This is a genomic window from Bradyrhizobium sp. MI1.3, assembly GCF_055811695.1.
The window spans coordinates 98,239-124,133 of sequence record NZ_JBVVPQ010000005.1 but is presented as its reverse complement, the minus strand read 5'-3'; the positions used below and the strand labels follow the sequence as shown (position 1 = coordinate 124,133).

The 25,895-nt window shown below is 61.7% G+C and carries 26 protein-coding genes; 15 read left to right on the top strand and 11 right to left on the bottom strand.

Annotated features, from left to right (window positions below; all coding sequences use genetic code 11):
- Window positions 1–2 precede the first annotated feature (2 nt).
- Window positions 3–1,067, top strand: a complete 1,065-nt coding sequence (locus tag AC0L3A_RS05185) for a CBASS cGAMP-activated phospholipase (RefSeq protein WP_473253768.1) — start codon at window positions 3–5, stop codon at window positions 1,065–1,067.
- 5 nt (window positions 1,068–1,072) lie between these two features.
- Here AC0L3A_RS05185 and AC0L3A_RS05180 read toward each other — a convergent pair whose 3' ends face one another.
- From AC0L3A_RS05180 to AC0L3A_RS05145, 8 genes are all read right to left on the bottom strand, one after another.
- Complete coding sequence (locus AC0L3A_RS05180) at window positions 1,073–1,897, bottom strand: hypothetical protein (protein WP_473253767.1); 825 nt, start codon at window positions 1,895–1,897, stop codon at window positions 1,073–1,075.
- 50 nt (window positions 1,898–1,947) lie between these two features.
- Window positions 1,948–2,937, bottom strand: a complete 990-nt coding sequence (locus tag AC0L3A_RS05175; RefSeq protein ID WP_473253766.1) for a hypothetical protein — start codon at window positions 2,935–2,937, stop codon at window positions 1,948–1,950.
- A gap of 43 nt (window positions 2,938–2,980) precedes the next feature.
- Window positions 2,981–3,382, bottom strand: coding sequence for a hypothetical protein (locus AC0L3A_RS05170; protein WP_473253765.1), 402 nt, complete (start codon window positions 3,380–3,382; stop codon window positions 2,981–2,983).
- 92 nt (window positions 3,383–3,474) lie between these two features.
- Window positions 3,475–3,633 (bottom strand): hypothetical protein, encoded by a 159-nt coding sequence (locus AC0L3A_RS05165; RefSeq protein WP_473253764.1) that lies wholly within the window; start codon window positions 3,631–3,633, stop codon window positions 3,475–3,477.
- A 114-nt stretch (window positions 3,634–3,747) separates the two neighbouring features.
- Window positions 3,748–4,176 carry a restriction endonuclease gene (locus AC0L3A_RS05160; RefSeq protein WP_473253763.1) on the bottom strand — a complete coding sequence of 143 codons (429 nt, stop codon included), beginning with the start codon at window positions 4,174–4,176 and terminating at the stop codon, window positions 3,748–3,750.
- The gene (locus tag AC0L3A_RS05155) at window positions 4,142–5,209 is read right to left on the bottom strand and encodes a hypothetical protein (RefSeq protein WP_473253762.1); all 1,068 of its coding nucleotides are present in this window, start codon (window positions 5,207–5,209) and stop codon (window positions 4,142–4,144) included. Before AC0L3A_RS05155 ends, AC0L3A_RS05160 begins: the two co-directional genes overlap by 35 nt.
- Window positions 5,210–5,644: 435 nt before the next feature.
- Window positions 5,645–7,111 carry a TM0106 family RecB-like putative nuclease gene (locus AC0L3A_RS05150; RefSeq protein WP_473253761.1) on the bottom strand — a complete coding sequence of 489 codons (1,467 nt, stop codon included), beginning with the start codon at window positions 7,109–7,111 and terminating at the stop codon, window positions 5,645–5,647.
- 23 nt (window positions 7,112–7,134) lie between these two features.
- On the bottom strand, window positions 7,135–7,317 hold the full coding sequence (locus AC0L3A_RS05145) for a hypothetical protein (protein WP_473253760.1): 183 nt from the start codon (window positions 7,315–7,317) through the stop codon (window positions 7,135–7,137).
- Between the two features lie 218 nt (window positions 7,318–7,535).
- On the opposite strand from AC0L3A_RS05145, the gene AC0L3A_RS05140 reads away from it, so the two are divergent.
- From AC0L3A_RS05140 to AC0L3A_RS05075, 14 genes are all read left to right on the top strand, one after another.
- Window positions 7,536–7,781 (top strand): helix-turn-helix domain-containing protein, encoded by a 246-nt coding sequence (locus AC0L3A_RS05140; RefSeq protein WP_473253759.1) that lies wholly within the window; start codon window positions 7,536–7,538, stop codon window positions 7,779–7,781.
- Between the two features lie 837 nt (window positions 7,782–8,618).
- Window positions 8,619–9,242, top strand: a complete 624-nt coding sequence (locus tag AC0L3A_RS05135) for a hypothetical protein (RefSeq protein ID WP_473253758.1) — start codon at window positions 8,619–8,621, stop codon at window positions 9,240–9,242.
- Window positions 9,243–9,302: 60 nt separating this feature from the next.
- Entirely contained in the window at window positions 9,303–10,106 is an 804-nt protein-coding gene (locus AC0L3A_RS05130; protein ID WP_473253757.1) for a metallophosphoesterase, read from the top strand.
- Between the two features lie 85 nt (window positions 10,107–10,191).
- Window positions 10,192–10,779, top strand: coding sequence for a hypothetical protein (locus AC0L3A_RS05125; protein ID WP_473253756.1), 588 nt, complete (start codon window positions 10,192–10,194; stop codon window positions 10,777–10,779).
- A complete protein-coding gene (locus AC0L3A_RS05120; RefSeq protein WP_473253755.1) occupies window positions 10,776–11,495 on the top strand; it encodes a hypothetical protein in 720 nt (239 codons plus the stop codon). The genes AC0L3A_RS05125 and AC0L3A_RS05120 overlap by 4 nt, the downstream gene beginning before the upstream one ends.
- Before the next feature lie 55 nt (window positions 11,496–11,550).
- Entirely contained in the window at window positions 11,551–11,817 is a 267-nt protein-coding gene (locus AC0L3A_RS05115) for a hypothetical protein (protein ID WP_473253754.1), read from the top strand.
- A 460-nt stretch (window positions 11,818–12,277) separates the two neighbouring features.
- Window positions 12,278–13,000: a hypothetical protein gene (locus tag AC0L3A_RS05110; RefSeq protein WP_473253753.1), complete on the top strand. Its 723-nt coding sequence runs from the start codon at window positions 12,278–12,280 to the stop codon at window positions 12,998–13,000.
- Window positions 13,001–13,290: 290 nt separating this feature from the next.
- Entirely contained in the window at window positions 13,291–13,572 is a 282-nt protein-coding gene (locus AC0L3A_RS05105; protein WP_473253752.1) for a hypothetical protein, read from the top strand.
- A gap of 3 nt (window positions 13,573–13,575) precedes the next feature.
- Complete coding sequence (locus AC0L3A_RS05100; protein ID WP_473253751.1) at window positions 13,576–17,082, top strand: hypothetical protein; 3,507 nt, start codon at window positions 13,576–13,578, stop codon at window positions 17,080–17,082.
- The gene (locus AC0L3A_RS05095) at window positions 17,079–19,025 is read left to right on the top strand and encodes a TniQ family protein (protein ID WP_473253750.1); all 1,947 of its coding nucleotides are present in this window, start codon (window positions 17,079–17,081) and stop codon (window positions 19,023–19,025) included. Before AC0L3A_RS05100 ends, AC0L3A_RS05095 begins: the two co-directional genes overlap by 4 nt.
- A gap of 145 nt (window positions 19,026–19,170) precedes the next feature.
- The gene (locus AC0L3A_RS05090) at window positions 19,171–19,578 is read left to right on the top strand and encodes a hypothetical protein (protein WP_473253749.1); all 408 of its coding nucleotides are present in this window, start codon (window positions 19,171–19,173) and stop codon (window positions 19,576–19,578) included.
- 14 nt (window positions 19,579–19,592) lie between these two features.
- Complete coding sequence (locus AC0L3A_RS05085) at window positions 19,593–20,042, top strand: hypothetical protein (protein ID WP_473253748.1); 450 nt, start codon at window positions 19,593–19,595, stop codon at window positions 20,040–20,042.
- 11 nt (window positions 20,043–20,053) lie between these two features.
- Window positions 20,054–20,767, top strand: a complete 714-nt coding sequence (locus AC0L3A_RS05080; RefSeq protein ID WP_473253798.1) for an SOS response-associated peptidase — start codon at window positions 20,054–20,056, stop codon at window positions 20,765–20,767.
- A 657-nt stretch (window positions 20,768–21,424) separates the two neighbouring features.
- A complete protein-coding gene (locus tag AC0L3A_RS05075) occupies window positions 21,425–22,870 on the top strand; it encodes a DUF1254 domain-containing protein (protein WP_473253747.1) in 1,446 nt (481 codons plus the stop codon).
- Between the two features lie 192 nt (window positions 22,871–23,062).
- Here AC0L3A_RS05075 and AC0L3A_RS05070 read toward each other — a convergent pair whose 3' ends face one another.
- The 3 genes from AC0L3A_RS05070 to AC0L3A_RS05060 form a co-directional block, all read right to left on the bottom strand.
- Entirely contained in the window at window positions 23,063–24,175 is a 1,113-nt protein-coding gene (locus tag AC0L3A_RS05070) for a SphA family protein (RefSeq protein ID WP_473253797.1), read from the bottom strand.
- Window positions 24,176–24,664: 489 nt separating this feature from the next.
- Window positions 24,665–24,967, bottom strand: coding sequence for a hypothetical protein (locus AC0L3A_RS05065; protein ID WP_354201479.1), 303 nt, complete (start codon window positions 24,965–24,967; stop codon window positions 24,665–24,667).
- Between the two features lie 56 nt (window positions 24,968–25,023).
- Window positions 25,024–25,359, bottom strand: a complete 336-nt coding sequence (locus tag AC0L3A_RS05060; RefSeq protein ID WP_354201478.1) for a hypothetical protein — start codon at window positions 25,357–25,359, stop codon at window positions 25,024–25,026.
- Window positions 25,360–25,895 lie beyond the last annotated feature (536 nt).

Here is a 25,895-nt window from a genome sequence, read left to right as displayed (position 1 = left end):
GAATGCCCGAACCCGCCCGAGATTTCAGACCCGGCGATCCGCGCTCGAAGGGAGCGATTCCGCAACGACGAATTCCACAGGATTGGCCGAAGGACCGGCGTTTTCGGATCCTATCTCTGGATGGGGGCGGCATTAAGGGACTATTCCCAGCAACTGTTCTCGGCGAGCTCGAACGCCGCTACCTCGGCGGTACCTCGATTGCCGGCTATTTCGATCTGGTCGCCGGCACCTCGACCGGAGGCATCCTCGCACTTGGTCTTGGAGCCGGTCTGACCGCGGCGGAAATGGCCGACCTCTACCTGACGCGTGGTCCCGACGTATTCCCCCAGCCGTCGGACACCCCATGGGGACGCACTCGGGCGTGGTTGACGGGGGCGCGCAACTACGTCTTGTACAACTACGAACGGGGACCGCTGGAGTCGCTTCTGGCGACCGCGCTCGGCGGAAAGCTGTTTGGCGATTCTACGGTGCGGTTGTGCATCCCAGCCTTCGAGGGCAAGCACAGCGAGGTCTTCGTCTTCAAGACGCCCCACCACCGCGACTACAAGTTTGATCGCTTGGAGCCCATGGTCAAAGTGGCGTTGGCAACGGCCGCCGCGCCGACCTTCTTCCGTCCTCTCGAGCACAACGACTACACGCTGGTCGACGGCGGCGTCTGGGCCAACAATCCTGTCATGCTGGCGGTCATCGAGGCGATGATCTGCTTCGACCTGCACTGGGACCAGATCGACGTCCTGACTATCGGCTGCGGCGATGACCCGTACGTCGTTTCCCGCTTGCAGTCGATCCTCGGAGGCAAACTGACATGGTATGACCTGATTTTCGCGGCCATGCGTCTGCAGTCTCTGGCCGCAACCAACCAGGCCCGGTTGCTGCTCGGTCCGCCGGCCGTCAGGCGCATCGACCCACCAGCGAATCCGAAGCCCATCAAGCTCGACGATTACCGCAGGGCTAGGGACGAGCTCATTCCTGCGGCTCAGAAAGTGGTCGATGAACACGGTGCGCAGATCGCCGCCGCCCTCCTCGCGAGCCCAGCGGACCGTTTCGTACCGACACCTCTGGAGTGATCCGACTAGGCCAGCTCCTTGCGTAAGCGCCCTACCTGGTCGGCGTAAGGCGCAAATAGCTGCAGGTTGACGTAGACTTGCTCGCGCGATGGTGGGCGCGCTCCGGACGGATGTCCGGCTTCGTTGCGGGCGACCCTGATGATCGATTGGACCGCATTCAAATTGATATCGAGGTCCTCTGTTGCCGCGTTTGAAAGCGTCTTCAGGTGAGGTGCGAGCCCCTTACGAAAGGCCTCAATCTTCGCGCGGATGAAGCGTTCTTTCTTCGCCTGGTCGAATGACTTGCCAAGAGTGCCGTTCGCGCTTGCCACGTCGATGAGGCGCAAAAACTCCGCCTCGGCGGCCACTCCAAGCATCACCGTCGCGGCAAGGAAACAACCCGAATAAAACGCCGCAACCGCCTCTTCGAGGTACATCTTCGCGGCAGGCAGGAGGTCCGGAACGGCCTTTAAAATCATGGCAAGGTACGAGCCGGTGTCGTGAAATCTAAATGGTTGTCGAGCGTCCTCCGACTCTCCAAAACGGCTGAGGCGAAACCACGGCCATTGCGGGTTGTTGTCGTCCAGACCGAGCGTAATCACCCCCTGCCTGAATAGATCCCAAAAAATTTCGAGGATAGTGTCTCGATCCCTCGGATGGAGCGCCGCCGAGGCGCCCTGGTAGGCGAAGCCCGTACCGAGGTTAGCGTTAGAGCCATCCCGCAAATTGATCGCACGAGCGGTGTGCTCGACTAGCGTCATATACTGATTGTTGCCGGAAATGCGCTGGTGAAGGACGTCCACGACGACGTCGCGTAGTTCCTCATACGAATGCTGTTTGGCATTCCACATCGTGCCCGCGCCTCCATTGCATCAACAAATTCAGTCGGTCGAGCGAGCCGCTATGTTCCCCCACGCTCGAACCAGAAGACGATGTCCTGAACATTGTATTCTGCGAAACGCAGGAGCTCTGGATCGTCGTGTGCTCGGGCTCTTAACGCATCCTGGACGAACTGCGGTATTGACCTGCCGCCGGACGGAGCAAAATGCACGTTTGGCAGGGCCGTATTGCCGCCGAAGTCAAGCGCGCTGGCTCGATCGCCAAGCGGCTCTTCCCTCGATCCCTGAACGAAGTAGTTGAGGTGACGCAGGACAACGATTCCATCGACGTTCGGATACGTTCGGGCGGTACCGTCGGCCTCGCGGGCAAAGCTTTGTGCCGTTAGCAATCCCGAATGCGGATTCACCAGCGCCGAAACCGGTTCATAGATATAATCATCCCAAACGATGACCAGAAGGGATGCTGTGTTTGGATCCGCGCGAAACGCGGTGAACTTGCGCTCCGCGTCTTTGAGGAAATCGAGCATCGGATTGTCGCGTGGCAGGGTGACCGCCCCATCACCCAGTTGCTTCGCAATTTCGAGGGGAACGCCGCCACGATATGCGAGCTGCGCGCCGTTCGAAGCCCGCCGCCGGATGTGCTCCAGGAGAGCGGGCGTTTTGACCTCGACGGCCAAGCGCCCCCCGGGGTATGTCACCAACAGCTCCGGGCGCGGCCCCCCGGGAGTCGCGGCAGGCTCGTGCTCGAACGTAGTACCAGTTGGCCACGGACAACGAACGATCTGGCGGATCACCAGAATCTCACTGAGCTTCTGCAGAAGCTGTTCGTACTGGCTCTCATCGCGCTCTCTACCACCTATCGAAGTCATCTCGCGGAGCAGTTTCGTTCCCATGCCCGGTGCAAGGTCGTCGATATCCGCGCACGCCTCCATGATGCTCTTCGCAAAGGGCGTTGGCCCATTGTAGAAAAGATAGGCGAACCAATGCCACCCGACATCCGAAAGGCCGGCATATGCTTCGACAAGAAGATCTGCAAACTGCTCGGCAGTCATCCGCATTCTTTCACCATGAACCGCCGAAGACGGCCGTCAGCGTTCACGTCTTTTTCTCGATCAGCGGTGTTTTGATGTAGCCGGCGTGGATAGCCCAGTCGCTGAACTTCCGAAAGTCAGGGTGGATGTCTTCGTACGTGGCGACGAACTTCTGTATCGCACGGGAGATTGCGACCACGACCTCGAGCTCGTCGATCACCACCTTGTCAGGCCCCGTGGCATGCTTCAGCCAATTGCGGAAAAGATTGAGCTCCTTGCCGCGGAACTTGCCCTTCAAAACGTTGAACAGATGCATCAATGGATTCTCGGGCAGGATGCTCTCACCCGCGCCGGCAAGCGTCACCGCGCATTCGTACTGCTTCAACTCGAAGTGTCCGATCGCCGCGCGGATCTGTCGAAGCGAAGCCCACTTCTTGTTCGTCTCCACCTTGGAAGCATCTGCCATCTAGCCATTATCCACGACTTCTAGGGCCTGCCGACTTGCGCCGGCATTCCCTCAACAAAAACTGAACTTAAGTATTCGGGTCCCGGGTATTACTACTTACCACCGGGCCGCTTGACGCCCTGCTTCTTCGCGGCCGCGGCATCCGCCAGTACGCGGCCGCCGAGGCCGCTGCCCTTCCTCAAGGCCTTGCCGGCCTGAGAATCCGTCTTTTTGGACGGCGGAATGATCCGCTCTTTGCCACTCTTCGCCATGTAATCCTCCAACCCGCTTCTATTGAACGGGTTGATGGCTATCACAGTTGCAACCAAAGAGGAAGCTGCTCGCCGTTAGGCGTCAACCGCGCGCTTCCGCGGCTCGGGCGGCACTCAGATCGATGCGGTAGCTCTTCCCGTGCCGACGGAGCATTGCCACGAGGTTGGGACCGTCGAGAGTGAGATCGGCTTGTCTTTGGCAAATTCATAGGAGTCCGGACCGAATGAACTGGTGGTGACAAGGATTCCGCGGTTCGCGCCCTCGTTCATCACGGTCCCGTAAAGGTCGCGTACTGCTGCCACATCCACCGTCCGGGTATATCGTTTCGCCTGAAGGACGTATTTGCCGCCGCGCAGCGGATCCGGATCATACATGATCGCATCCACGCCTCTGTCACGAGATGCACGTGTAACCTTGACCTCGACGCCATTCCTGCCGAATTCCCACTCGAACAGTTGCCGGACCAAGTGCTCGAAATCCTCCCAAGGTAACGAGGCCAAGTTCTCCTCAACCTGCAGCGTGGCCGACCACACGCCGGTCATCCGTGTCCAAGATGAAGATCGGCCGAATCGGCGCGACGTTGGTGACGGATGGTGTGGAGATGCCCTTCAAATGCGAGAAGCACGCCTTAGCCTCGAAGCGGCCAGGCTGCAGTGCAGCGAGATCGCTCTTCAGGGCCTGAAGCGATCCGATGGTGCCCGAACGAGGCGCGCCCGTCGCCGGATCAAACCAGCTCTGGTCCGCATTCACCGCGATCGTCTCTATAAACCCGCCGAAATCCGCGCAGGCGATGAGATACGCGGCTCGGATACAGAGCGAATGAAGCAAGCTCTCTTGCAGCCTTTTCTTCTCGGTCGCGGATACAGCCACAAGATCGTGGCTCTTTCCCTTCGACTTCACGATCGGCAGTTGTGCAAAGTCTGGAAGTTCGATCTGACACAACAATACCTTGCCATCGGGTTCGAAGCGGCACTTGATCGGCCTTTGCAAGGCCAGCGCCAAATGATGACGTTTCAGGGCCAGTTCAGCCAGGAACTCAACGTACTTTTCGTTTCCTTCCTTGTAGCCTCTTTCCAGCCACTGGAGCATCTCGACGTCTTTGCGGCGAACCTCGTGGACGCGCCCTGAAAGCGTCTGTGCTTTGGCCAGCAACTTGTCGCGTCGCTGCAGATGGCGCTCCTCCATGGCGTCGCCGTTCTGGCTGGGCGCGTCGGGACAGCGGGGAATATCGGGAAATGGGCGCGGCTGAAGAAGTTCTTGGCCCTGGGGTTCACCTAGGCTTCCAGCAGAGAGTATCGTTTCGATCTGCGTCGCAGTAACGAATGTCGACGAGCCCGGCCGCACGGTGAAGAAGCCTGTCGAGTACAGCAACGGGGGTGGCCCCGTAACGGGCTCGAATACGCTCACGTACTGAAAATTGTCCAAGCTGCGCTCGAAACTTTCGAGCGCATACCCGAACCTCCGCCATTCGTCAGTCCTGTATCGCATGCCCGCCAACCATCGACCAGCGCCATATTCGATAGTTTCCTTCACGAGGTCAAATGGTTGGCGTCGGCGTTCTTGGTCATCGAACACAGATTGCACATCCTCAGGTCTCCGGATCCGGACGGCGGGTCCGCTCCACCATTTGCAGCAGCGTGCTGTGGCCGGCGCCCGACCGTAGCACACTTGCTGCAGCGCAGACGGCTCGCCAGATCGTGGACGAACGTGGTTGGCGTTACGCAGCGCGGCCATGTCGACGTTCCGCTTGGCCGTGCGGCGCGAGCACTCTATCCCGAGCCACGAACGACCCGTTGAGCGGCTGGTCGATCTTCGCTACGGACCGTAGTGCTGGAGCGGCCATGATGCTGGTGCCGAGGATCTAGACGCACCCTGCTTCCTCTTGGGTTGCGCCCGATCAGGCTGCACTGATTCTGCGGGATGGCTGCCCGGTCCCGGCGGGTGGTCCGGGCGGCACCTGTGCGGAGAGGGATTTGGCTCAGACGATGTGAAGCTCCGAATCCGGAGGTCTTAAGCTGCAAGGTTTCTGATTCCGTCCAGCAGAACTCGAGTGGCTCGGCAATCGTCTTCGTTGTAGTCGAATATGCGCTGCCGGATGCTTGGGTTTCGTTCGCGCCACCACCGATCGGCCCACTCCACGGAAGCAGCTCCTGAGGGATGCGCATCCCTCCAGGCGAACCCGAGAAACCTGGCGAGGGTCTTGATGGAGTGGTCTCGCGTCGGCCATTCGGTCGCTTTGAGCACCACGTCTCCGTAAAGATCGATCGCGCGATCGGCCGCAAACAGCCGCTCTACATCCTCGCGCGTGCAGACGTCGGAATACTTTTTCTGGAGCTTGCGATAGATCGTGCGTTCATACTTGGAATAGTAGAAAACTCCAGCATCCGGTCGCGCGGCAAAATAGTCGAGCGCATCGGCAAACGCGCGGCGTTCCGCCGTCGGCGTGACCTCGTCGGCGAAAAATGCGACATATCGCTCGGTGTTGTTGTCTCCATTCTTTCGCTCCACAAAGCCGTGCAGGTAGCAGAGGTCGCGCAGGGGATCGACCTCGATGTCAAAGAATAGCTCGGTCGAGAACGAACGTAGACTTATTGGCTGACGCAAGTAGGGCCGAGGAAAGGAAGCCTTCAGCATGACCGCTCGCGCCTGCAGAGAGCGGAAACGCTCGGCCCCGATCCCGGAAAACGCGGTCCTCCGACCCTTGATGAATCCCTCGGGATCGATCGAAGCGAAAGAAGCGATAGTCGGGATTCGATCGCTCATAATGTCGCGGTCGGATCGTCGGAGAAAGGGGATCAGCGTGAGGTCGTCCGCCGCAGTGAGCTCGCGGACGCAGAAGGTGTACCAGTGACAAAGCTTGCAGGCACTGGAGTAAGCAGCCTTCGGCACCGTCTCTCTCCCAAGTATCGATCGCGCGTAGGCGAGCGCTTTCTCGTAGTCCCGCCAAAGTTCCCGACCGGGCGGATCGCCGAAATCGCAAGCGAGCTCGTCGCCATGAATGTCTAACACGAACGCGCGACGGCCGGCGGAAAGCCCCAGGCGCTCGAGGATCGCGACATAGAGCGCCAGTTGGACGGCGCAGTGGCGCTTTGGTCTGCCCTCGTGCCGCTCGTCGCCCCCTTCTTTTCCGCGTCCTGATTTTATGTCACCCGGTACATATCCGTCGGGCTCCTTGCGGATCAAATCGGGCTTGCCGAATAAGTCTCCCGCTCTTATGGACCCCCCGTAGATCAACGGTTCGCCGTTTGCCATCGCGATGAGGGTCAGCCGTTCACGATCCGGCTCGCGGACGTCCGACAGGTCGACGAACGGCTGTCGCAAAGCGGCGACCGTCTCCCGCTCGAAAAGGGTTCCTCTTTCCCATAGCATACGTACGAAGGGACTGATCTCGTCCCGCTCAGCCACGGGGCCAAAAGCGTCGTTAGCGACACGCTGCGGACACTCGATCAGGTTGTACAGAACAGACGCCGTGATCACGCGCGGGCCTCCATCAGCACTGCTCAGACCCCAGCATGCTTGTGCAGTCCGTAATCTGCAAGCCAGGCGGCATCGCACTTTCGATACACCGAGTGGCCGGCCAATGAACGCACGTCTTCCTTTCCGTAGGCGAGCACGAAGCAGTCGAGCGCCGCCTGCAACAGAACCGCACCAGTACGAGAACGGCGGAGGACTGAAGGTGCCATCAGCAGTTCGCTGTACCCAGAGTCGGAAAATCCGTATAGGTTCCAGAAACGCGAACGATCGAGCGAATGCCTGAACGCTTCGAATAGCCGGCGCCCGAGTCCTTGGACATTCCTATTTTGCTGTGGTGCTCGCGGCAGAGCCGTGGCAGAGATTTCCTTCGGTTTCTTGCCTTACCGCGTCTCCTGGGTACCAAAAGGCACGGATTTGCGGGGAAGCCATGGCTACATCTGAGTCCTTGGCTAAAATTCAGAAGCGGGTCCGATCCGCTCTCGGGGAAAAGGTCAAGGACCGCAGACGGGCGCTCGAGCTGACGCAGGCCGACCTTGCGCAGCGCGCAGGTGTCCGCCGCGCAATGGTGATTGAGGTCGAGCGAGGCGAGGCCAATCCCACGTTGGACTCGCTCGTGCGCATCGCGACCGCGCTAGAAGTCGATGCGGCCGAACTACTGAATTCCCGCTCCTGAGGCGCATCGAAAGAGAGCGCGTCCACGCTTCGGACAAACTTTCGATAGGCACAAAATAGTCGTCCGGGAATCTTTGACGCAAATTCGGCTGTACGGTATACCGGACATAGCGGATGAAACACTTGAGCAGCCGACGCAAGGCGCTCTCGCGATCCAGGGACCTGGTAGCGGTCGAAGAGCGCCGAGGGCGAAGGCCGATCTTCAACACGGCTGAGCATTCGCAACGCGCCACAGATTTCTGCCATGCTTATACAATTCCCCAGATCTCCCCACAGCAACGCGCAGCCGTCGCTCTTCAGATCTGCCAAATGCCGCGGTTGCATACCTGTTCATGATGTTCTTGTTCATCACGCGCTGGAGCAGGCGTCGCTGGATGGCTCCATACGCGAAATCAACTATCGGAACGGGCCTCGACTAGAATGTCCGCCGATCACGCTCGCGGGGGTCGTGCTTCGATGCAAAGGCGGGAAGCTTCTACTTCGGGTGCACGAAGCCCAACCGAAGCGCGGCGCGGAGGATGAAGCGCGTCTCCGGTTCGTGCTTGAGACCTATGGATTGCAGTTGCTCGAGCGAAGTGCGTCCGACATCCTACGAGATCCGTTGTTTTCGAACGTACGCAAAGTCTGGTCCCATGCGGGTCAAGCCGTGTCGATCTCAGACAGGCTACGGCTTTCGATAGCACTCGCAGAAGGTCCCCAGCGGATAATCGAGCTCAAGGACCGAGCGCGTCTGGATTGCGACATCATCCCTGCGGTGTGCACTCTCGCCTGCGAAAATCTTGTGCGGATGAAGTTGGATGGCGCTCCCTTCGGTCCCGATACGATCGTGGAGGCTTGAATGCAGAGTCCTGCTCGAAGTTGGCGAGCCGAGCTGAACTCGGCGTTTTCCGATTTCTTCCAGCCGGCGGCCGATTTCCCGGGCGGTGCCGAAAGTTCTCCTGAGTGCGGCGAAGGCTGGTGCGACCTGCTCGATCGGTTCTGCGTCAGGATCCAGGACGCGGTCGAGACCGACGGCGGCACCTTCAAGTTCGGCCAGATCAGAGAGAAACAGGTGTCCTTGCGCGTCTACTGGGGCGGCACGCTCTTTTCGGAAGCCAGCACCCAGATCGAAGCGGCCGTCGCGCTCACCGAGGCGCGCAACGCGGCGAGCTGCGAAGTCCGCGGCAAGAAAGTCGCCTCCGCGGGTGACAGCTGGCTGACCAAGCGTTGCGCGGCGCATTCAGAAGGGCGGCCAGCGGTCAAGCACCGCTCGGGCCTCAAGAACGTGCACCTAGTGCCACTTCGCGGATGGCAGGGCTGCACACCTGCAGCCGCTACGACCGCCATCGCTGCGCCGCTTGCGGCCGAGAAGGCGAGTTCACCTACGCCCCGGCCCACCAGTGCCCCCGCTGCGGCTGGATCGAAGTCGTGTTCGCGCCGCCCATATCCGAACTGCCCGGTGGAATGGTCGAAGCTCTGCTGAATGCCGAGCCGCTCGCCGACGACACCGCCAATAAGGACTGAAACCGTGCGCCTCTGGCCCGTGTCCGACATCCATCTCGAATCGACGCGCGGCTGGGACCTGCCGTCGGGAAACGCGCGCCCGAGCTTCGACGTGATGGTCGTCGCCGGCGACCTCGTCCCGCGCATGGAGAGAGGTGTGAAGTGGCTGATCGACCGCGTGCCCGACCGGCCGGTGATTTACCTGGCCGGAAATCACGAATTCTATGGGGCCGACATCGACCGCACGATCGAGAAGGCAAAAGCCTTGGCCGCCGGCACGAACGTGCACGTGCTCGAGAACGAGACGCTCCGCATCGCCGACGTGATCTTCGCCTGCTGCACGCTCTGGACCGACTTCTCCATCAACGGCGACGCCCATCGCGCGATGGAAGTGGCCGGAGAGCGCATGAACGATTTCAAGAAGATCCGTATATCATCCTATCGGCGGCGCTTCCTGCCGCACCACGCCCTCACCCGACATTTCGAATCCGTGGCGTTTCTCATGAGTGAGATGCGCAAACCGCGCGAGGGCAAACTCGTCGTGGCCAGCCACCACGCCCCGATCCCCGAGATGACCAGCGAGCTGGGCGGATCGGGCGAGGACCCCACGCTTGACCCGGCCTACCGCAGCGATCTGCGCCGGCTGATGGTGTCAATGGATGACGGTGGCGGCGTGCTGCGTCCGGCGGACCTCTGGATCTACGGCCACACGCACGAGTCGTTCGACGCGGTGATCGGCGAGACCCACGTGGTCTCGAATGCGAAGGGCTATGGTCCGTGGCCAGGGCAGCGCCCCTCCTGGGACAATCCGAACTTCAACGAAAGCCTCATCATCGAAATCTGAAAGGGACAGACATGTCCGACACCGATAGCGACAAGCACATGATCGAAATGCGCCCCGCCCCTTCCTCCATTTCGGATGTTTCCGCATGTTCCGCCCCATGGCCCGCCGCGGCCACCCCCACCTCTTCTCGTCCGCAAAAACCGCGTCCCCGGTCCCCGCTCGCCACCCTGCGCTTCGAGAAGCGCTCGTCGTCGCTTCGCTCGATGCGACGGTCCGCGCGATCTCACACGTTGCGTCGGCGACTGTTGGGGCCGCGCAAGTAGACTTCGATGCCGTCGTCCTCACCCGGGACGGTCGCTTCCATCTCGACGTCGTGCCGGCGCGTCGGGTCCGAAATCTCGACGACGAAGACCTCATTGAGACCGCGCTCAGCGAGCTGCGCCTAGCGCCGCTGGTGGTCACCGCGGCGGAACTGAATGCCGAGCCACGCAGCTCGAACTGCCGCGCCGTCTGGTCGTATAGGAATTGCCGTGTCCCCGCGGCGGCGCGTATCGGAATTCTAAAGGTAGTCGCCGACGAAGGCCCGCTGGAATTCGGCAGATTGCTCGAACTGATCCGTAGCGACCGCGACCCGTCGGCCGCGGTGCTCGCGCTGGCCTGCAGCGAACTCCTCGAGCTCGATCTCACTTCGTTGCCACTTGGCCCGATGACCATCGTGAGGTCCCGCACATGAAGAAGCCGTCGACGAGCAAAAGCTACCGCATGTTGCCGAAGAACCTGGCGGCGCTCCGCGCCTGCCCGACCGCCGGGATCCGGCGCGCTAAGGATCACCGTGAGCACAACGAGTTCTTCTGGCCGGCCGATACTTTCGAATTCCGCTCCGACGGACCCGGAGGAGACGATGGCCCTCCGGAAGCGATCCGGTGCGTGGTTGCCGCCGCGTTCGAAGCGGCGGCCTCCGCAGCCCTCCGCCGTCGGCTGCACCATGGCCAGGGCCTCGCAGTAATCGTCTTGGTGCCGAGCTCCTTCTGGATCGCCCCGACGTCAAGCCATTTCGGCGAGACCTTCGGGGATCGGTGGCGGCTGATCCGGCCCCTCTCCGTCGTCGCGGAGAGAAGGCCGACGAATGCGGAAATGGTCGTGGCTGCCGAGCTCTCCGACGGACAGTCCGTAGCAGGCGTTTCCGTCGACGTGAGCGCCCTTCCCCGGTCTTTGATCCTGTCCGCCGACATGACAATCCGGATCGGCCCGCCCTCCGCGGCCGTGCTGCGCGGCGCCATCCGACGCTTCACCGGTCGTGCCGCCGCCGAGGACCTGCTCGAGGCCGCCGACGCCAACCTCGACATCGCCGAGATCGTGGCCTGCTTCCGACCCGGAAGCGGTCCTCAGCGCATCGCCCAACGGCTCGCCGTCGCCTCGGCGCTCGGGCGCAGCACGTCCGGCCTTTAGAATTTCATCCCAATTCCGCCGGGAGGCGCCGGCGCCGACCAGAAGGAGACCAAAAGTGCTTGTGATCAACATTGAGCTCGTCCCCGGCGGCTTCGAGCCCATGAAGCGGTCCATCGGTAGCCTGCGGATCGAAAATATCTCCGATCTTTCAGATGTTTCGGACTACCGCATCCTTGCCCTGGAGGCAGCCAACCCGCTCACAAGAACGCCGTCGAGGATCGCAGAATGCCTCCTGACGGGGCATGACCGCCGCCAGAGCGTCTGGAAACTCCTCAAGGCGGCCGCTGACCAGATCGAAGAGGCCGATTGGGTGCCCCTCTGAACGATTCCCCTGTGGACAACGAGTCCGCGACCCGGACCGTGCCCGGGCCGGAATCCCCGCCCGGGGAGTCGTCGCGAAGCCGCGCCGCCAGCGCACTCTCACCGATTCAAGCCGGGCGAAGGACGGCTCGAATCTCGACGTCGGACCCGAAGGTCCCCCTCTTGCGCGCGACGATCGCGATCGTCACGGTCATATCCAGAAAGGAGGCACCCACCGACCAGACATCCAAAAACGAAAAGGCGACCCGGGTTCGAGCCGGATCGCCCTATCGTTGAGGAAGCCAACCTAGGAGAGACCTCGAAGGAAGCAACCACAACCAGACAGCGCCACTGAATCAGCTCTGTGGCGCGTGCGCAAGCCCGCTCCTTCGAGGCCCTCTCCTCAGATCCACGCTTATCCACCGCTCAGCCGCCGGAACGCCGTTCCGGGGAACGGCGGAGCTTATCCAGAGAGAGGGACCATGAAGAAGTTGACCAAGCAACAGTACCTCAAGCCCAACGATGCCGTGCACCCGCCCGCTCCGTCCGGGGAGGTGTGGACGCCGCCGCAGCCGTCCAAGGGCGAACGCACGTTCAAGCTCACGTCTAAGGGATCCGTGCGCGGCTTCGTCGTCCTCGACGGCGTCCGCGTTAACTTCGAGAGCCGCGCCGAGTACAAGGCGTGCCTGGTGATCCGCGCGCGCCCGGATACCGTGCGCGTGGTCGAGCAGTCGCCGCGGGTGCAGTACCTCGATGGGGTTGGCAAGCTCCGCACGCACGTGTTCGACCTCAAGGTGTTCCGCCGGGACGGCAGCATCGTCGCGGTGGACGTGAAGCCCGCCGCCAAGGTCGAGAGCAGCGGCATCCGCGAGATGCACTCTCTGATCGCACACCAGATCTCGCCCAGGGTCGTCAACCGGCTGCTCGTCTTCACCGAGCGCATGTACACGCCGTCGGACTTCTATAACTCGGAGCTCATGCTCGGCGTCGCCCGCCAGCACTGCCCCGAGGACGACGAGGCCATCCTGAAGCTCGTCACGCGGATGAAGGGACCGATGAAGGTCGCCGACCTGGTCGCTAAGAGCGGCCGCGAAGGCTACGGCTTCAACGCGGTCGTCCGCGCCATCGCCGCCGGCCGCCTGGTGATGACGGAGCGCCGCCGGATCGACTACAGCGCCGTCGTCGTGCCCGCCCCCCTGCACTAGGAGGTCGGCATGACGAACACCTCCGATCCGAAAATGAGCTCCAAGGGTCCCCCCCCCCCCCGGGGGGCCCCCCCCCGGGGGCGCCCCCCCCCCCCCCCCTCCCCCCCCGCCCCCCTCCCACCCCCCCCCCGGCGGCCCGCCCCCCCCCCCCCTCCCCGACGCCCCCCCCACCCCCCCCCCCCCCACAACACCCCCCCCCCCCCCCCCCCCCCCCCCCCCCCCCCCCCCCCCCCGACCTCGTTCGGGACAGCGACGGGTTCATGAGACGGGAGCTGCCGGAGGCTGCCCGGATGGCTATCGCCTTCAAGGACGCGTTCGTCCTCGAGCTCATCAAGGCGCAAGGCGATCCGCAGTTCTCGCTCTCCGAGGGATACTTGCGGGGCTTCATCAAGCGGGTGAGCCAACGCTTCGGTCCTAGCGGAAAGTGCGGAGCCGTCATCCGCTCGAGCCTGCCGTCGCCGAGGGCGTTGCGCCGCTGGCACCAGAAGTACGTCGAGGCCGACTACGACCCGCTGGCGCTCCTGGCCGGCAGGCCGCGCCCGAACCGCGCCAAAGCGCCCTCGGAAGAGTAGACGATGGCGAAGGTCCTTCGTGACGTACCCGCTCCGGTGATCGGTGCCTACGGGCAGCCGGAGCGGATCCGTTACGAAACGGACGACCGCATCATCCTCCCCGGCTTCGAGTGCGACTGGCGCTGCAAGGAAACCAACGACGACGGCCATATCTTCGTTGCCGAACACGATCCCAAATTCACCCGGGCCTACTCGCACGAAGAGATGCGAGTCAGGGCGAGCAAACCCGGTTACAGGCACGACCGCCACTGGTATTCGCCCCGGCAGACGAAAGCCCGGCTCCGCTCCGGCGTCAGCATGCTGTCCGATCTGCCGTACGAAGTGCGGATGAGGGTCATCTGGAAGAAGGACCTCATCGAGGCGTTCGAAAAGCTCCAAAATCAGATGCCGAAGACGGTTACGCTCGGCGACGATCCGCTCAAAGAGGCCATCTCCCTCGCGGACCAGAAAGTTCGTCAGCGATATAGCAAGCTCGACAATAACGGCAAGCGCGGTCGCGCGGGTCGGCTCAAGACGTTCCCGGACCCCCCAGGCCCCAAAGCATTCCGCGAGTGGCGCAACGACTTCGTCGAAGGCGGGCGAGACCCTCTCGCGCTCTGTCCACGCACATACCGGAGCGGAAACCGCGAAGAACGACTGGCCGATGAACGGGCAGTGATCGTCAAGGAATTCGCCCGCAGGTATGCCGCTCCAAACAAGCCCAGCAGGCTGAAATGCTGGGAGGACATGCAGCAGTATATCGAGAAGACGCTCAATCCAGAGCGCAAAAAGAAGAAGCTGGCCCCGCTGGATGTTCCCAGCTATGGCCGTATCTATCGTGAGATCAAAATGCTGGACCATTTCGAGGTGCTGGCCGGCCGCGAAGGCATCGATGAGGCGATCAGGCAATGCCAGAGCTACGGCGATGGCATCCAAGACGTTCTCCGACCGCTTCAGCACGTCGAAATCGATCACTGGACCGTCCATCTTCAGACCATCCTGAGCTGGAGCGGCGCCTGGGAGAAGCTCACTCGCACGTCGCGCAGGAAGCTCAAGAAAGTGCGCATGCATTTGGCCATCGCCATGTGCCGCCGCACCCATGTCATCTTGGGCATGACCCTGTCCCGCACCGCCAGCACCAAGAGCATTCTCCGCCTGCTCGAGATGACCCTCGCCGACAAGAAGAAGTTCGCCGATGCGGCCGGTGCGATTACTCCGTACGACATCTACGGCGTCATGGAGCACATGTACTCGGATGGCGGAAGCCCCATCAACAACAGGGAAGTACACACCGTTCTCCGCGATCTCCAAATCGGCTTCTTCTGCCCGCCAGGCGGCGTGCCGCAGCTTCGCGGCATGGTAGAGCGGATGTTCCGGTCGATCGACGAAAGCCTCCTGAGCTGGTTCGAGGGCCGCACGTTCGCCGACATCAACACCAAAGGAGAGTACGACGCCTCCGGCCGCGCGGGCACGACCCTCGATGAACTCGGACGCGTGCTGGTCCTGTTCGCGGTCGATTGCCATCACAACAAGCAGATGGCCGCCCTCGGCGCTAGAACTCCCCGCGAAGAATACCTAAGGCTCACGCGTCTGCACGGCGTCTGGGGCACGCCAGACCACGACAAGCTACGCAACATCTTCGGGTACGATATCGATCGCGTGCTGACACCGGGTGGCATCAGATTTCTGAACATCAGGTATCGCTCGAAGCGTTTGCACGAAATCTTCGTGAAGCACGGGCCGGTCAAGCTCAAGTGTCGCGTCCACCCCGCCAATCTCGGAGCGATCTCAGTCAAGATCGGGAAACGCTCCTGGTTGACCGTCAGAACGTCCAAGGTCTTCCACCTCGTCGATGCGGAGACGTGGATTGGTGCGGAAGCTGAGCTCCGCAATCACGCGAAATACGTGAAGAAGGAGGTCACCGGAGCCTCATCACGCACGCTCTCCAGCAGTTTGATCGCATTGCTCAGATCGGCCGCAAGCGGGCTGACATCAGCGACAACCCACTCCCGCGCGAAAGGGCTCTCGCCGCCGAGGCTCGCATGGAGGTCTTCGCAGCGTATCCGGACGACGAGTACAATGAGACGCACGAGCCGTCGACTGACATCTACGAAACCTCCACCGGGGTCGGCGACGCCGCGCCGGCGCGGCCGCGCAAGCGGCCCACCAAGCTGCGCGCCGGGCCGCAGCGTCGCCGCACCGCATCCTCCAAGCAGAAGCGCGCCAGCGGCGCGACCGCGCGCGCCCAGGGGCGCCCCTCGTCCGGAAAAGCGACGTCGCGCCCCAAAAAGCACAGCAAGAAGGCGACAGCCGCGACCAAGAGGGCGGCCCGCGCGCCGAAGCGGGCACAGCGGCGCCCCGGCTTCCGGCGCATCTTCAAACTTCAGGATTAAGGGCATGAAGCGCACAGCGTCAACGCCGCCGGACAGCGATCCGCCGAGCAACGACCCTATCAAATTATGGCGCCGCTTGTCGGGTCCGGCCACGCTCAAGCATGTGGCGCTGATGGAGAAGCTGAAGGCTCACTACGTCACGACGAGTCGTGACGATGATCTCGCTCAGAAGATCGATTTCATGATCATGGACAATATGGTCCGGCGAGACCTGTCCCGTCCCGAAGGTGTCGACAACCGCGGCGAAGGCAGCGCGATCGCCATCATCGCTCCGAGCGGCGCGGGCAAGACGAAAGCGATGCAGCACTTCTTGAAGGACAACCCTTACTTCCCGAACTACCGGAATCCTAAAGGGGGTTGCCCCCTCATCACGATCCAAACCCGCGCGCCGGCGACCTTAGGTCAGCTGGGATTGGCAACTGTGCATGCGTGCGGTTATCGGACGAAAACACACCTACCGGAGAACGAGGCCTGGGCCCTTGCCCGCTTCCAGATGCAGCACCAGAACATTCTCGTCCCCCACTTTGAGGAAGCACAGCGGATCATCAAACAGAAGAACCGCCTGGAACGCAGCAAGATCGTCGAGACGTTCGCAGGTCTGATGACGGATCTCGACTGGCCTGTGAACCCTATTATTTCGGGACTGCGGGAATTGAGGAGGCTCTTCGACGACGACTTCCTCGACGAGCCCACTCCGGAGGCTCGGGAATCGCATGCCACGTTGACGCGACGTACCAGGTTCGTCGAATTCCATCCAATCGATGTGAAGCACGACCGCGAAGATCTCGACCGCGGATTGGGCGAGTACGAAAAGCTCGCCGGCGTCTCCTTGAAGGCCGCCAAGGAAACCGAACTGCGCGCACGCATCTGCCACGGTGCCGCGCGTCAGTTCGGGCTGTTCTTCGAACTCACGGTCTTGGCTATCGGCGTCTGTGTTCTGTCGGGCCGAAAGGTCGTCACGCTGCAGGACTACGCGGATGCCTACGCGGCCAGAACGCTGCAGCCGGTCGAACTCAACGTGTTCGTATCCGACTACTGGCAGGATATCGACACCAGCATCATTCAGCACCGTACGGATGATGACGAGGAAGACGAGCGCAAAACGAAAAAAGAAAAGCCGCGCAGGTCGGACCCATGATCGTTCAGAAGCTTCGCCTGACCGTACCGTTCCACTCCGACGAGACGCCGGTGAGCTACGTCTCGCGACTGGCAGCACGCAACGGCACCCGAGCTGAGGCCTTCTGCAAGCACTTCGAGATCCGCCTCGTCGACGTGGCCGACGGTGACGAGAAAAGCCTCCGCTCACTTGCGGCCCTTGGCGGGATGAAGCCGGAGCCGCTGCTCGTCAACGCATTCGCCAAGTCCAGTCCGTTTCACTGGACGTTCCACGGAGAACCTCTAGACCGGATCGCCCTTCGGCGCGTCCGCCTTGCGGTCTGTCCCGCCTGCGCGCTCGCCGACATCAAGGCGCATCCTGAGCTATTGCCGCAATCCGCTGCTTACGGACGAGCCGCTTGGCTCCTCGACATCGTCCGGCTCTGTCCGGTCCACCGCATTCCGATGGCATACGCAGACCAGACGGATAGCGTCAGGTTGCGGCACGACTTTGCCCAACAGGTGAGACTGCTTTTTCCTCGGCTCAAAGAACTAGCGGCCGTGCAGCCGCTGGCTCCCAGCCCTCTCCAAACCTACGCGCTGAGGCGTCTAGCAGGCGGGAACGGTGGCGGGCTCTTGGATACGATGAAGATCGGATCGGCCGTGCGCCTAAGTGAAACGACCGGTGCAATCGCATTGTTTCCGAATCTCGACGCAAAACAGCTCTCTGCCGAGCAGCGCGATGCCGCCGGCGCTGCCGGCTATGTCGCATTTGCGGGAGGCGCCGAAAGCTTCCGTTCGCTCATGGCCCGTCTCAAGGATGCGGTCGACGGTCGCTCACGGCTCGATGGTCCTAGTGTCCTGTTCGGAAAGCTGTACCTGCTACTTGCCCGGACCGACAACCCCGAGTACGACGCCGAATACGACGTAGTCCGCAGGATCATGCGGGACTACATTCTGGCAAACTTCGCCATCGATGGCGGCCAGTCCATTTTGGGCAAACCGGTTGGAAGGCGCCGCCTTCACTCGCTGCAAACCCTGGCTCGCCAGACGTCGGTGCACCCGAAAGTCCTGCGTAGGCATCTACGGGCTGCGGGACTCGTGACCGACGAGCAGATGGATATGTCGGACCACAACGTACTCTTCGACGCCGATGCCGGGCTCGCCGTCGCGGCGCCCCTCGCAAATGCGCTTTCGGCTACCGAAGCGATGGAGCATCTCAATGCGCCGCGCAGTCAAATGGCGCTGCTCATCGAGCGTGGCTTCGTGCAGGCCCGCCATCGAGCGGCAAACTCCGGAGGTCAAGACCGCTACGCCTCCGCGGATCTCGATGCCTTCCTCTTGAAGCTCGGGATCAATTCGCCAGTTGTCCACGGGCACAGCAAATTCCGCAATATTCCCTATACCGCCAAACGATGCTGCCGTTCCGCTGCGGACGTGATCGCGCTGATGCTCGACAAGAGGCTCGAAACAAAAACGGCAAGTGGGGTCCGGGGATATCTCGGTATCCTTGTCGATCCGGATCAAGCCATCAGAGCGCTCCGCGGCGAAGATAACACCGGCCTTTCCCTATGCGAAGCGGCACGCAGGATGAGGATTTCGGACCGCGTACTCGCAGCTCTCGTCGCGCACGAACACATCGCCACGTTCTTGGCGGCCAATCCCGTGAACAGGCGCCCTCAGAAGCTTGTCTCCGTAGAGGCGGTGGACCGGTTCCGAGAAGGCTACATCTCGCTGTTCAGGTTGGCGAAGGAGCACAACGTTCCGATCGCCACCATGAAGGCTGCCCTCGACGAGGCAGGCGTCGTACCCGCGTTCGATCACAAGCAGGTTTTCGCGAGGTTGTACCGGATCGCCGACTTGAGGGGGAACGCGATCGGCGGCCGCCTTCTCCAACCAAACCGGAAGGCTCAGAAGACGCGCTCACCTCCCGGTAAACCTCCTGGCAAGAGGACTAAGCCTTCCCCTCGGCAGAAACGCGGTTGAGGAGCCTCGAGGTGGACTAGTATGTCCCGTTCGCGAAACGCACTTTGAGGCCGCTGACAGCGCTTTTGCCGACGTCAGACAGATCCGATGAGCCGGTGGCGCCATTCGTACGCCGCCAATAGGAGACACCGCTGGGGGATGGTCGATGTCCGGTCACTCCGCCAGCTGGCGCTTCCCCTCCAGGCAGCAGATGCAGAAACTCGCCTCCTCTACCGAGACCGGCAGGAAAACCCTGTCAGCGCCGGTCCTAGGACCGGCAGACGACCTCCCCATCGAATATTGGCGGGCCATCCTCGACGATCCGCGCGCAGAAGCCCGGCTCGGCCCTTCCGGAGCGGCGCTGCGGCTGAGCAAAATTCCCCAGCATTTACTGAGGGTGGGCTGTCGGCGCTGCGGCCGGACCGTGGAGATCCAGAAGGCCGATGCCGTCCGGCTCTACGGTCCGGACGCGGTTTGGAGGGACGTCGGGCGGCGCCTGCTGGACAACACGTGTTCGCAGCGGACCGGGCGACACGAGGAAGACGGCTGCTGGCCGTCGTTTGACGGCGCCTAGCCCTGCGGCGCGCCATGGCCCCCAAGCACCACCCCACCCCGTTGTCTGGAGGCGACCGCAAGGCTCTTGTCAAGGAACTCGGCCGGGCTCGGGCGATGACCTCGATCCTCGCTGCGCAGTCGGCCGAAGCCCGCGCGAAGGGGCAGGCCTTGATCCGGACGGCCGACAAGCTGCTGTGCGAATCCTGGAACGAGCGCATGTGGGCAAACGGCGAGCCGATCGACCCCTCGCCCACGATCGACCAGGCCCTGAATGGGGGATACCCATGGATCGAGATCGAGTGCCAGCGCTGCAGGACCAAGCGGGACGTCGACATGGCCGCGGTGCGCCATCCGCCGACCACATTCGTCCACGACTTGGCGAGCCGTCTCCGCTGCAGCAAGTGTGCTAAGGCCGGCCGTCGGCCCCCGGCCACGCTTCTGCAGCTGACGCAGCGGGCCCGCCATCCGGATCCGGAGACCTGACCACGTGAAATCTGTACTCGATCACCACCAACCAGGCCGCCGTCAGCGCGCTCTTTCGCGTCGTCAACCGGTACGTCGGCAATTTGGCCCCGATGCCGGGCGTCTTTCCCGACTACTCGGCGCCGATCGTCAGGACCGGCGCCGAGGGCCGCGAGCTCGCGACCGCGCGCTGGGGCATGCCGTCGTCGTCCAAAGCGCTGATGGACGCCACCAAGAAGCGCGCCGAGAAGCTGCAGGCCAAGGGCAAGACCGTCGACTTCAAAGAATTGCTCCGGATGGAGCCGGATTCTGGAACGACCAACATCCGCAATGTGAAAAGCAAACACTGGACGCGCTGGCTCGGCGTCGAAAATCGCTGCGTGGTGCCGTTCAATTCGTTCAGCGAGTTCAACAAGGCCGAGGGCGGCGACATCTGGTTCGCGCTCGACGAGACTCGCCCGCTCGCCTGCTTCGCCGGGATCTGGACTAACTGGACGTCGGTCCGGAAGGTCAAAGAAGGCGAGACGATCAACGACCTCTACGCATTCCTGACCACTGAGCCTAACGCGGAGGTGGGCGCCATCCATCCGAAGGCGATGCCTGTGATCCTGACGACGCCTGAAGAGGTCGAGACCTGGATGACCGCGCCTCCGGACGAGGCGCTGAAGCTGCAGCGGCCCCTCCCGGACGGGGCGCTGCGGATCGTGGCCCGCGGCGTGAAGGAAGACCCGGCGCCTGCCCCATAGGGTTCTACACAGGCCTACGGAGATGGACAATCCGGACCCTCTGGATTTCGGAATGCGCGACCTATGCTAACCCCGAGCAACGAGCGGACTGTCGCAAGGATTTGTTAGGGCCAGGAGCCATTTCGGTGCTGATGAGGAAGGAAAGACGGCCGGCGGTCGGGACCCAGCGCGGCTGCCCCCTCGGTGCTGCAGGAAGCCGACGCCATCCGCGAATGCGAGGAGCACGGCTGGATGCAGGACTGCGCCGACCCGCACGCCCGCGCGCGCGCTCGACATCGTGCGTCGCGATCGGCCGTCGGGCCTCTCGTTCGACGAGGCAGTTGTCGAGGTCCATGACGTCCTGGACTAGCGGTGACACCTGCCTGGAGTGACCACCGAACTCAAGCAGGCCCTCTTCTCCGTAGGCCCTCTATCCACACGTTGAGCCGTTGCCGCCTGAGACGTTTGACGTCTGCTACGCCCTTAGCAGCGGTGCAAACGCCATATGTCCGGAATGCGGAGTCGGACCAACAGCGATCACGGCACGCTTGGCTTTAGAGTGCAATTAATGGTACGCTTCAAAGATTAAGGTCAACCGGGCGTCGTGTTGAGCCGCTGAATTTTCCTTAGGTTCGACGAGCGCTTGTCTCCCCTTTGAACCAAAGTGAGGAGTTCGCCATGAAATCGACCCGACGATCATTCGTAAACGGCGCGGCTGCGGCCAGCTTGGCATTCACGGTCCTCAACGGAATGCCCCTGCCTGCACACGCACAAGCAGTCACTCCTGAGGAAGCGCGGCAGATCGCCGAGAGCGCATATATCTACGGCTATTCGCTCATCACGACCTATGTCACGCAGGTTCAGATGAGCAATGTGCCAAAGGTTGAAGGGCTTACGGCGCCAACCGGACAGTTCATCAACGTTCCGCGCTATCCGCCGGCCGATTATCGTGGCGTCTCGGCGCCAAATGCGGACACACTTTATTCTCTGGGTTGGCTCGACCTCACTGAACCGCAGGTGTTCAGTCACCCAGAGATGGGCAATCGTTTCTATTTGTTCGAGCTGACCGACCTTTGGATGTCGGATTCCGAGTCATCGCCGAGCAGACGCACGGCTGACGGCAAGGCCGCCAACTACCTGTTCACCGGGCCTGGCTGGAAGGGCGAGGTACCGGCAGGCATGACGCAGTTTCCCATGGCAACGCGCTACATGGTTATTTTGGGCCGAACTTATGCTGATGGCACCGAACAGGATTACAAGGCAGTCAACGAGTTGCAGGCACAGTACAAGATCACGCCGCTTTCTTCGTGGGGCAAGCCCTATACACCTGTCGCGCCGCCGGTGAATCCGAATCTCGGGTTCAGCATGACCGACAAGCCGCAACCGCTCATCATAGCTATGGGAACGGAGGGGTATTTCAATCTCATGGCGAAGCTAATGGGTGGGGATGCACCGCCAGCGGCGGGAGATGGCCCCATCCTCGCGAGCATGGCGAAGATCGGCATCGTACCCGGCAAGCCGTTTGAGATGAGCAAGCTCGATCCCGCTGTGCAGGCCGCATTGAAGGACATTCCGCAATCAGCACTGAAAAAAATTGAAGACAACAAGGCAGCCTTGGGCGAGATCATGAACGGCTGGGTGGTGACTAAGGGGCTAGGTACCTACGGCGCCGACAGCTACATGAAGCGCGCTGTGGTGGCGGCATTCGGCTGGCCCGCCAACCAGCAGCGGGATGCCGTCTATCCCTACACCGAGACTGATTCGACGGGACAGAAGCTGACGGGCGCAAACAAGTACACATTGACCTTCGCCAAGGACGCGACGCCGCCGGTCAACGGCTTCTGGTCGATCACCATGTACATGATCGACCAGGGCTGGTGGTTCGTTCCCAACCCGCTGAACAAATTTACCGTCAGCCTGCGCGACAATCCAAAGTTCAACGCCGATGGTTCGCTGACGCTTTACTTCCAGAATGAATCGCCGGGTAAGGACAAGGAGGCGAACTGGCTTCCGGCTCCGAAGGGCGAGTTCATTCCGATGCTGAGGATGTACTGGCCGAAGGATGAGTCGCCTTCGATCCTGAACGGCTCGTGGAAGCCCCCGGCGGTGCAAAAAGCCAGCTAAACATGTACCGCGCTGGATGCCACGCACCGGCGCGGTATTTCCCGACTGCGCAGTCAAAATCGCAGACAAGTTCGACGTCCGAGTTGGGTCAAAACGCGAAAAACTCAACGTGAGAAAATCTGGTCCGCCATGCCTCCACGAGCGGACCTCGTGGAGGGATGCCGCCGCTTCGCAAGGGCCAATTGCATGTTCCTAGTATTTTCTGACGACGGGTTTTGTTGTCGGAGGCGCTCCAGGCGCAGGCGGCGAGATAGAGAAAGTGACCCAGGTATTCCAGCCTGACGGCCGATTTTCCGCAGCGAACTCTCCGTAAGCTTTCAGATTGAGATAGCCCTGCATGTCGCCGACCGGGAAAAGGAAACCGATCTGGGGTCCGATACCAACCACCTGGGACTGGAAGCAGCCGACACGGTCACCAGAACCGCTGTCACAGCCCAGCCCCTTGTAGACATAGCCGACGAGGCCGACCATGACCTGCTTCGACAGGAATTGCGATGCACCCCAGTCGAAATGCATGTCGACGCCGCTTTGATACTGCGTGGCAGTGTTTTTGAAATTGTAGGTGAAGCCGAGCACGCCGGAAAATTCGTGACCGGTCTGCGGATTGAAATAGGTGTAGCCGCCGCCGACGTCGATCGCGCCGTGTCCGATGCCGAGGTTCGACAAACGATCGGATTGGTAGGCGCCAACTGGGATGTCGCCGGTGATATAGGTCATGTAGTTGTGGACACCGGCGTTCCAGCGCAATGCGAATTGCGGCGCCAGATCCCCAAAGCCCCACGTGGTGTCGCTGATGGTGTCGGACCGCGCGAAGGGAACATTGCCGAAGGGCGTCGTGAGAACGCCGGACAAGGTCCCCGCCAGGCTGGTGCCGACGACGCCATAGGCTGCCAGGAGGGACACCGAGGCCTGGCCGCCGAGCACCGGCGTTGCAAACACATAGCTCGGGAGCACAAGGCCAAGATCGCCGGTGGCGTTGAGATGCAAATTCAGATTCGCGTTTACGTTGAGGTTGGCGGGAACTCTGCCGAGCGTGAATTCGCGCGCCCGCGCGACGTCGGCGCCGGCGGATACGGAGGTGTGATAGTAGATATTTGCGAGTGACCAACCCGGCTGCTGAGGCGTGGCCGCGAGGCTTCCGAAGAGGCCGGGGATCCAGAAACTGATGCCGTTTTCGTCGGCGAAGGCAGACGGGGCGGAAAGCAGCAGAGTGGACGTCAGGAGGGCTGCAGAAATAACTCTGCGTCGATGTGCTGTGATTGGCCGCGCACCATTAGCCGAGGCCAGTGCAATTCTCGCCTTCATAGCCGTCCCCCGCAGGATGTGTCGCCTCCGAATACAACTCGGCGATACTGTAGCCCTGGAGAAAGCAGGACTGCTATGTAAAATTCGCTCACGATTGATTTGCCAGAAAAAAGGTAAAAACTGCGACGAAAGAGCAACAGCCTCGCCGGCGCGCCCTCCTGGCCGATGCTCCGACGCAGCGGCCATCGCGTTCTCGCGGGGCCGGCAATCCATCCAGCGGCTACTGCGCTGTTGATGTTCACGGAAAACGACAATCCTTCCATTCCCTTCATGGTCGGGCTGATTTTCTGGCTGACCATGATCTGCGTGAGCTTTGGCCTGTGTGCCCAGCCCGGCGCAACCGTCGCCGGCCTTGCTCGTCGCCTTCGCGCCGTCGGCCGCCGGAGCGATCTACCTTGTCCTGGAGCTCGGACAGCCATTCGCAGGCCTGATGCAGATCTCAAGCGCACCGCTTCGCCAGGCGCTTTCGCATCGACCAGGGCGGTTCAGCTACTTGGCTTGGTTGGCGAACTGCAGGCAGGTCAGCAAGCTGACGTAGCTTCGCGTGCTGTTTTCCATCCCGGCGCAGCTTACTCGGCTCGAGCTGGTAAATGTTGACCACTGGCTTTCGAGCTGGCGCTGCGCGTCCTGCTCGTCGCTTATGCACCGCTTGAGCGGCTGGTCCTCGGACATGCCAGCCGTCGCACTGGCAGTGGCCTTGCAGCTACCCCCGATGTCAAATTTAGGGACGGTATCAGCCGCGGCGACGACCAATTGCGAGCTCAGAACTATCAGCGAAATCGAGAGAGGCATCTGAAATCTCCCACTCACCAGTGCCAAGGCAGTAATGTGCCCCGAAGAACCTGCCCTCATCGAACAGATTCGACCTTCGCGGCCATATCGGGGGCGCGTCCGATCCGGTACGTCCCGTTGCCGCAATTCAGTGTCCAGACGGCGTAGTCCGGCCTGGAGCGCTTTTTGTCCCTCACCGCCCCAAGCGGCTTGTCGCATGCGAACCCCTGCAGACGTATCTGCGCGGCCAGCACCTCCTGCGGATTGTGGGCCCCCGCAAGCGGCTGCGCCTGCGCAACCGGGCTGAAAAGAACAGCGATGGCCAGCATCATTGGTCCAAGCGATCTACCCATGATCTCGTCCTTCTCGCCGTCCTTACCGCTCGCATCGCTCGCATGGCCAAGCCCATCCAACCATTGTTCAGCCTGGTCGCGCGAGGCCTATTTGGTCACTGTTCGCCGCAAATGGCTTGAGATCAATTCGAGCTGTTTGCAGCCCCGCAACTCATCTTCTTCGCCGGCGGAAGCTTCCAAGAATTGTCGATGATCAAGGGATCGTTTTCGCTCGGCCAGTACAGCCGCATCATCAGGACGAGATCGCCGCGAGGGGCCGAAAAACCTCGGCTACCTCAACGAGTATCACCCTAGCACCGAACGCAAGCGTCAGCCATTGCTATTATGCGCCTCCACGTCCATGTGGCCCCTCCGCAAAATTCCAAATGGTGCGAGGGGTCGAAAGGGGCTGATCAAACGACTTGACGCTCCGGCCCGTCTGTCATGATGTCGATTTTCCAGGAATTTTCGTACGGCACGACGGAGGGCCAGGTCCGTCCGCTACTCGCTGATATCTTCCATCCCCACCTCATCGCCGCCTCGATTTCACAGTCTCAGACGATTGATTTGGTCCTTCGTCATCGGGCGTCTCTGCGTTGTCACACAGTGAACACCAA

Excerpts from the sequence above, each read along its gene's own strand:
- AC0L3A_RS05185 (WP_473253768.1), top strand. The coding sequence starts at position 3 with ATGCCCGAACCCGCCCGAGATTTCAGACCCGGCGATCCGCGCTCGAAG.
- AC0L3A_RS05180 (WP_473253767.1), bottom strand. The coding sequence starts at position 1,897 with ATGTGGAATGCCAAACAGCATTCGTATGAGGAACTACGCGACGTCGTC.
- AC0L3A_RS05175 (WP_473253766.1), bottom strand. The coding sequence starts at position 2,937 with ATGACTGCCGAGCAGTTTGCAGATCTTCTTGTCGAAGCATATGCCGGC.
- AC0L3A_RS05170 (WP_473253765.1), bottom strand. The coding sequence starts at position 3,382 with ATGGCAGATGCTTCCAAGGTGGAGACGAACAAGAAGTGGGCTTCGCTT.
- AC0L3A_RS05165 (WP_473253764.1), bottom strand. The coding sequence starts at position 3,633 with ATGGCGAAGAGTGGCAAAGAGCGGATCATTCCGCCGTCCAAAAAGACG.
- AC0L3A_RS05160 (WP_473253763.1), bottom strand. The coding sequence starts at position 4,176 with ATGACCGGCGTGTGGTCGGCCACGCTGCAGGTTGAGGAGAACTTGGCC.
- AC0L3A_RS05145 (WP_473253760.1), bottom strand. The coding sequence starts at position 7,317 with ATGGCACCTTCAGTCCTCCGCCGTTCTCGTACTGGTGCGGTTCTGTTG.
- AC0L3A_RS05140 (WP_473253759.1), top strand. The coding sequence starts at position 7,536 with ATGGCTACATCTGAGTCCTTGGCTAAAATTCAGAAGCGGGTCCGATCC.
- AC0L3A_RS05135 (WP_473253758.1), top strand. The coding sequence starts at position 8,619 with ATGCAGAGTCCTGCTCGAAGTTGGCGAGCCGAGCTGAACTCGGCGTTT.
- AC0L3A_RS05125 (WP_473253756.1), top strand. The coding sequence starts at position 10,192 with ATGTTCCGCCCCATGGCCCGCCGCGGCCACCCCCACCTCTTCTCGTCC.
- AC0L3A_RS05120 (WP_473253755.1), top strand. The coding sequence starts at position 10,776 with ATGAAGAAGCCGTCGACGAGCAAAAGCTACCGCATGTTGCCGAAGAAC.
- AC0L3A_RS05110 (WP_473253753.1), top strand. The coding sequence starts at position 12,278 with ATGAAGAAGTTGACCAAGCAACAGTACCTCAAGCCCAACGATGCCGTG.
- AC0L3A_RS05105 (WP_473253752.1), top strand. The coding sequence starts at position 13,291 with ATGGCTATCGCCTTCAAGGACGCGTTCGTCCTCGAGCTCATCAAGGCG.
- AC0L3A_RS05100 (WP_473253751.1), top strand. The coding sequence starts at position 13,576 with ATGGCGAAGGTCCTTCGTGACGTACCCGCTCCGGTGATCGGTGCCTAC.
- AC0L3A_RS05095 (WP_473253750.1), top strand. The coding sequence starts at position 17,079 with ATGATCGTTCAGAAGCTTCGCCTGACCGTACCGTTCCACTCCGACGAG.
- AC0L3A_RS05090 (WP_473253749.1), top strand. The coding sequence starts at position 19,171 with ATGTCCGGTCACTCCGCCAGCTGGCGCTTCCCCTCCAGGCAGCAGATG.
- AC0L3A_RS05085 (WP_473253748.1), top strand. The coding sequence starts at position 19,593 with ATGGCCCCCAAGCACCACCCCACCCCGTTGTCTGGAGGCGACCGCAAG.
- AC0L3A_RS05075 (WP_473253747.1), top strand. The coding sequence starts at position 21,425 with ATGAAATCGACCCGACGATCATTCGTAAACGGCGCGGCTGCGGCCAGC.
- AC0L3A_RS05070 (WP_473253797.1), bottom strand. The coding sequence starts at position 24,175 with ATGAAGGCGAGAATTGCACTGGCCTCGGCTAATGGTGCGCGGCCAATC.
- AC0L3A_RS05065 (WP_354201479.1), bottom strand. The coding sequence starts at position 24,967 with ATGCCTCTCTCGATTTCGCTGATAGTTCTGAGCTCGCAATTGGTCGTC.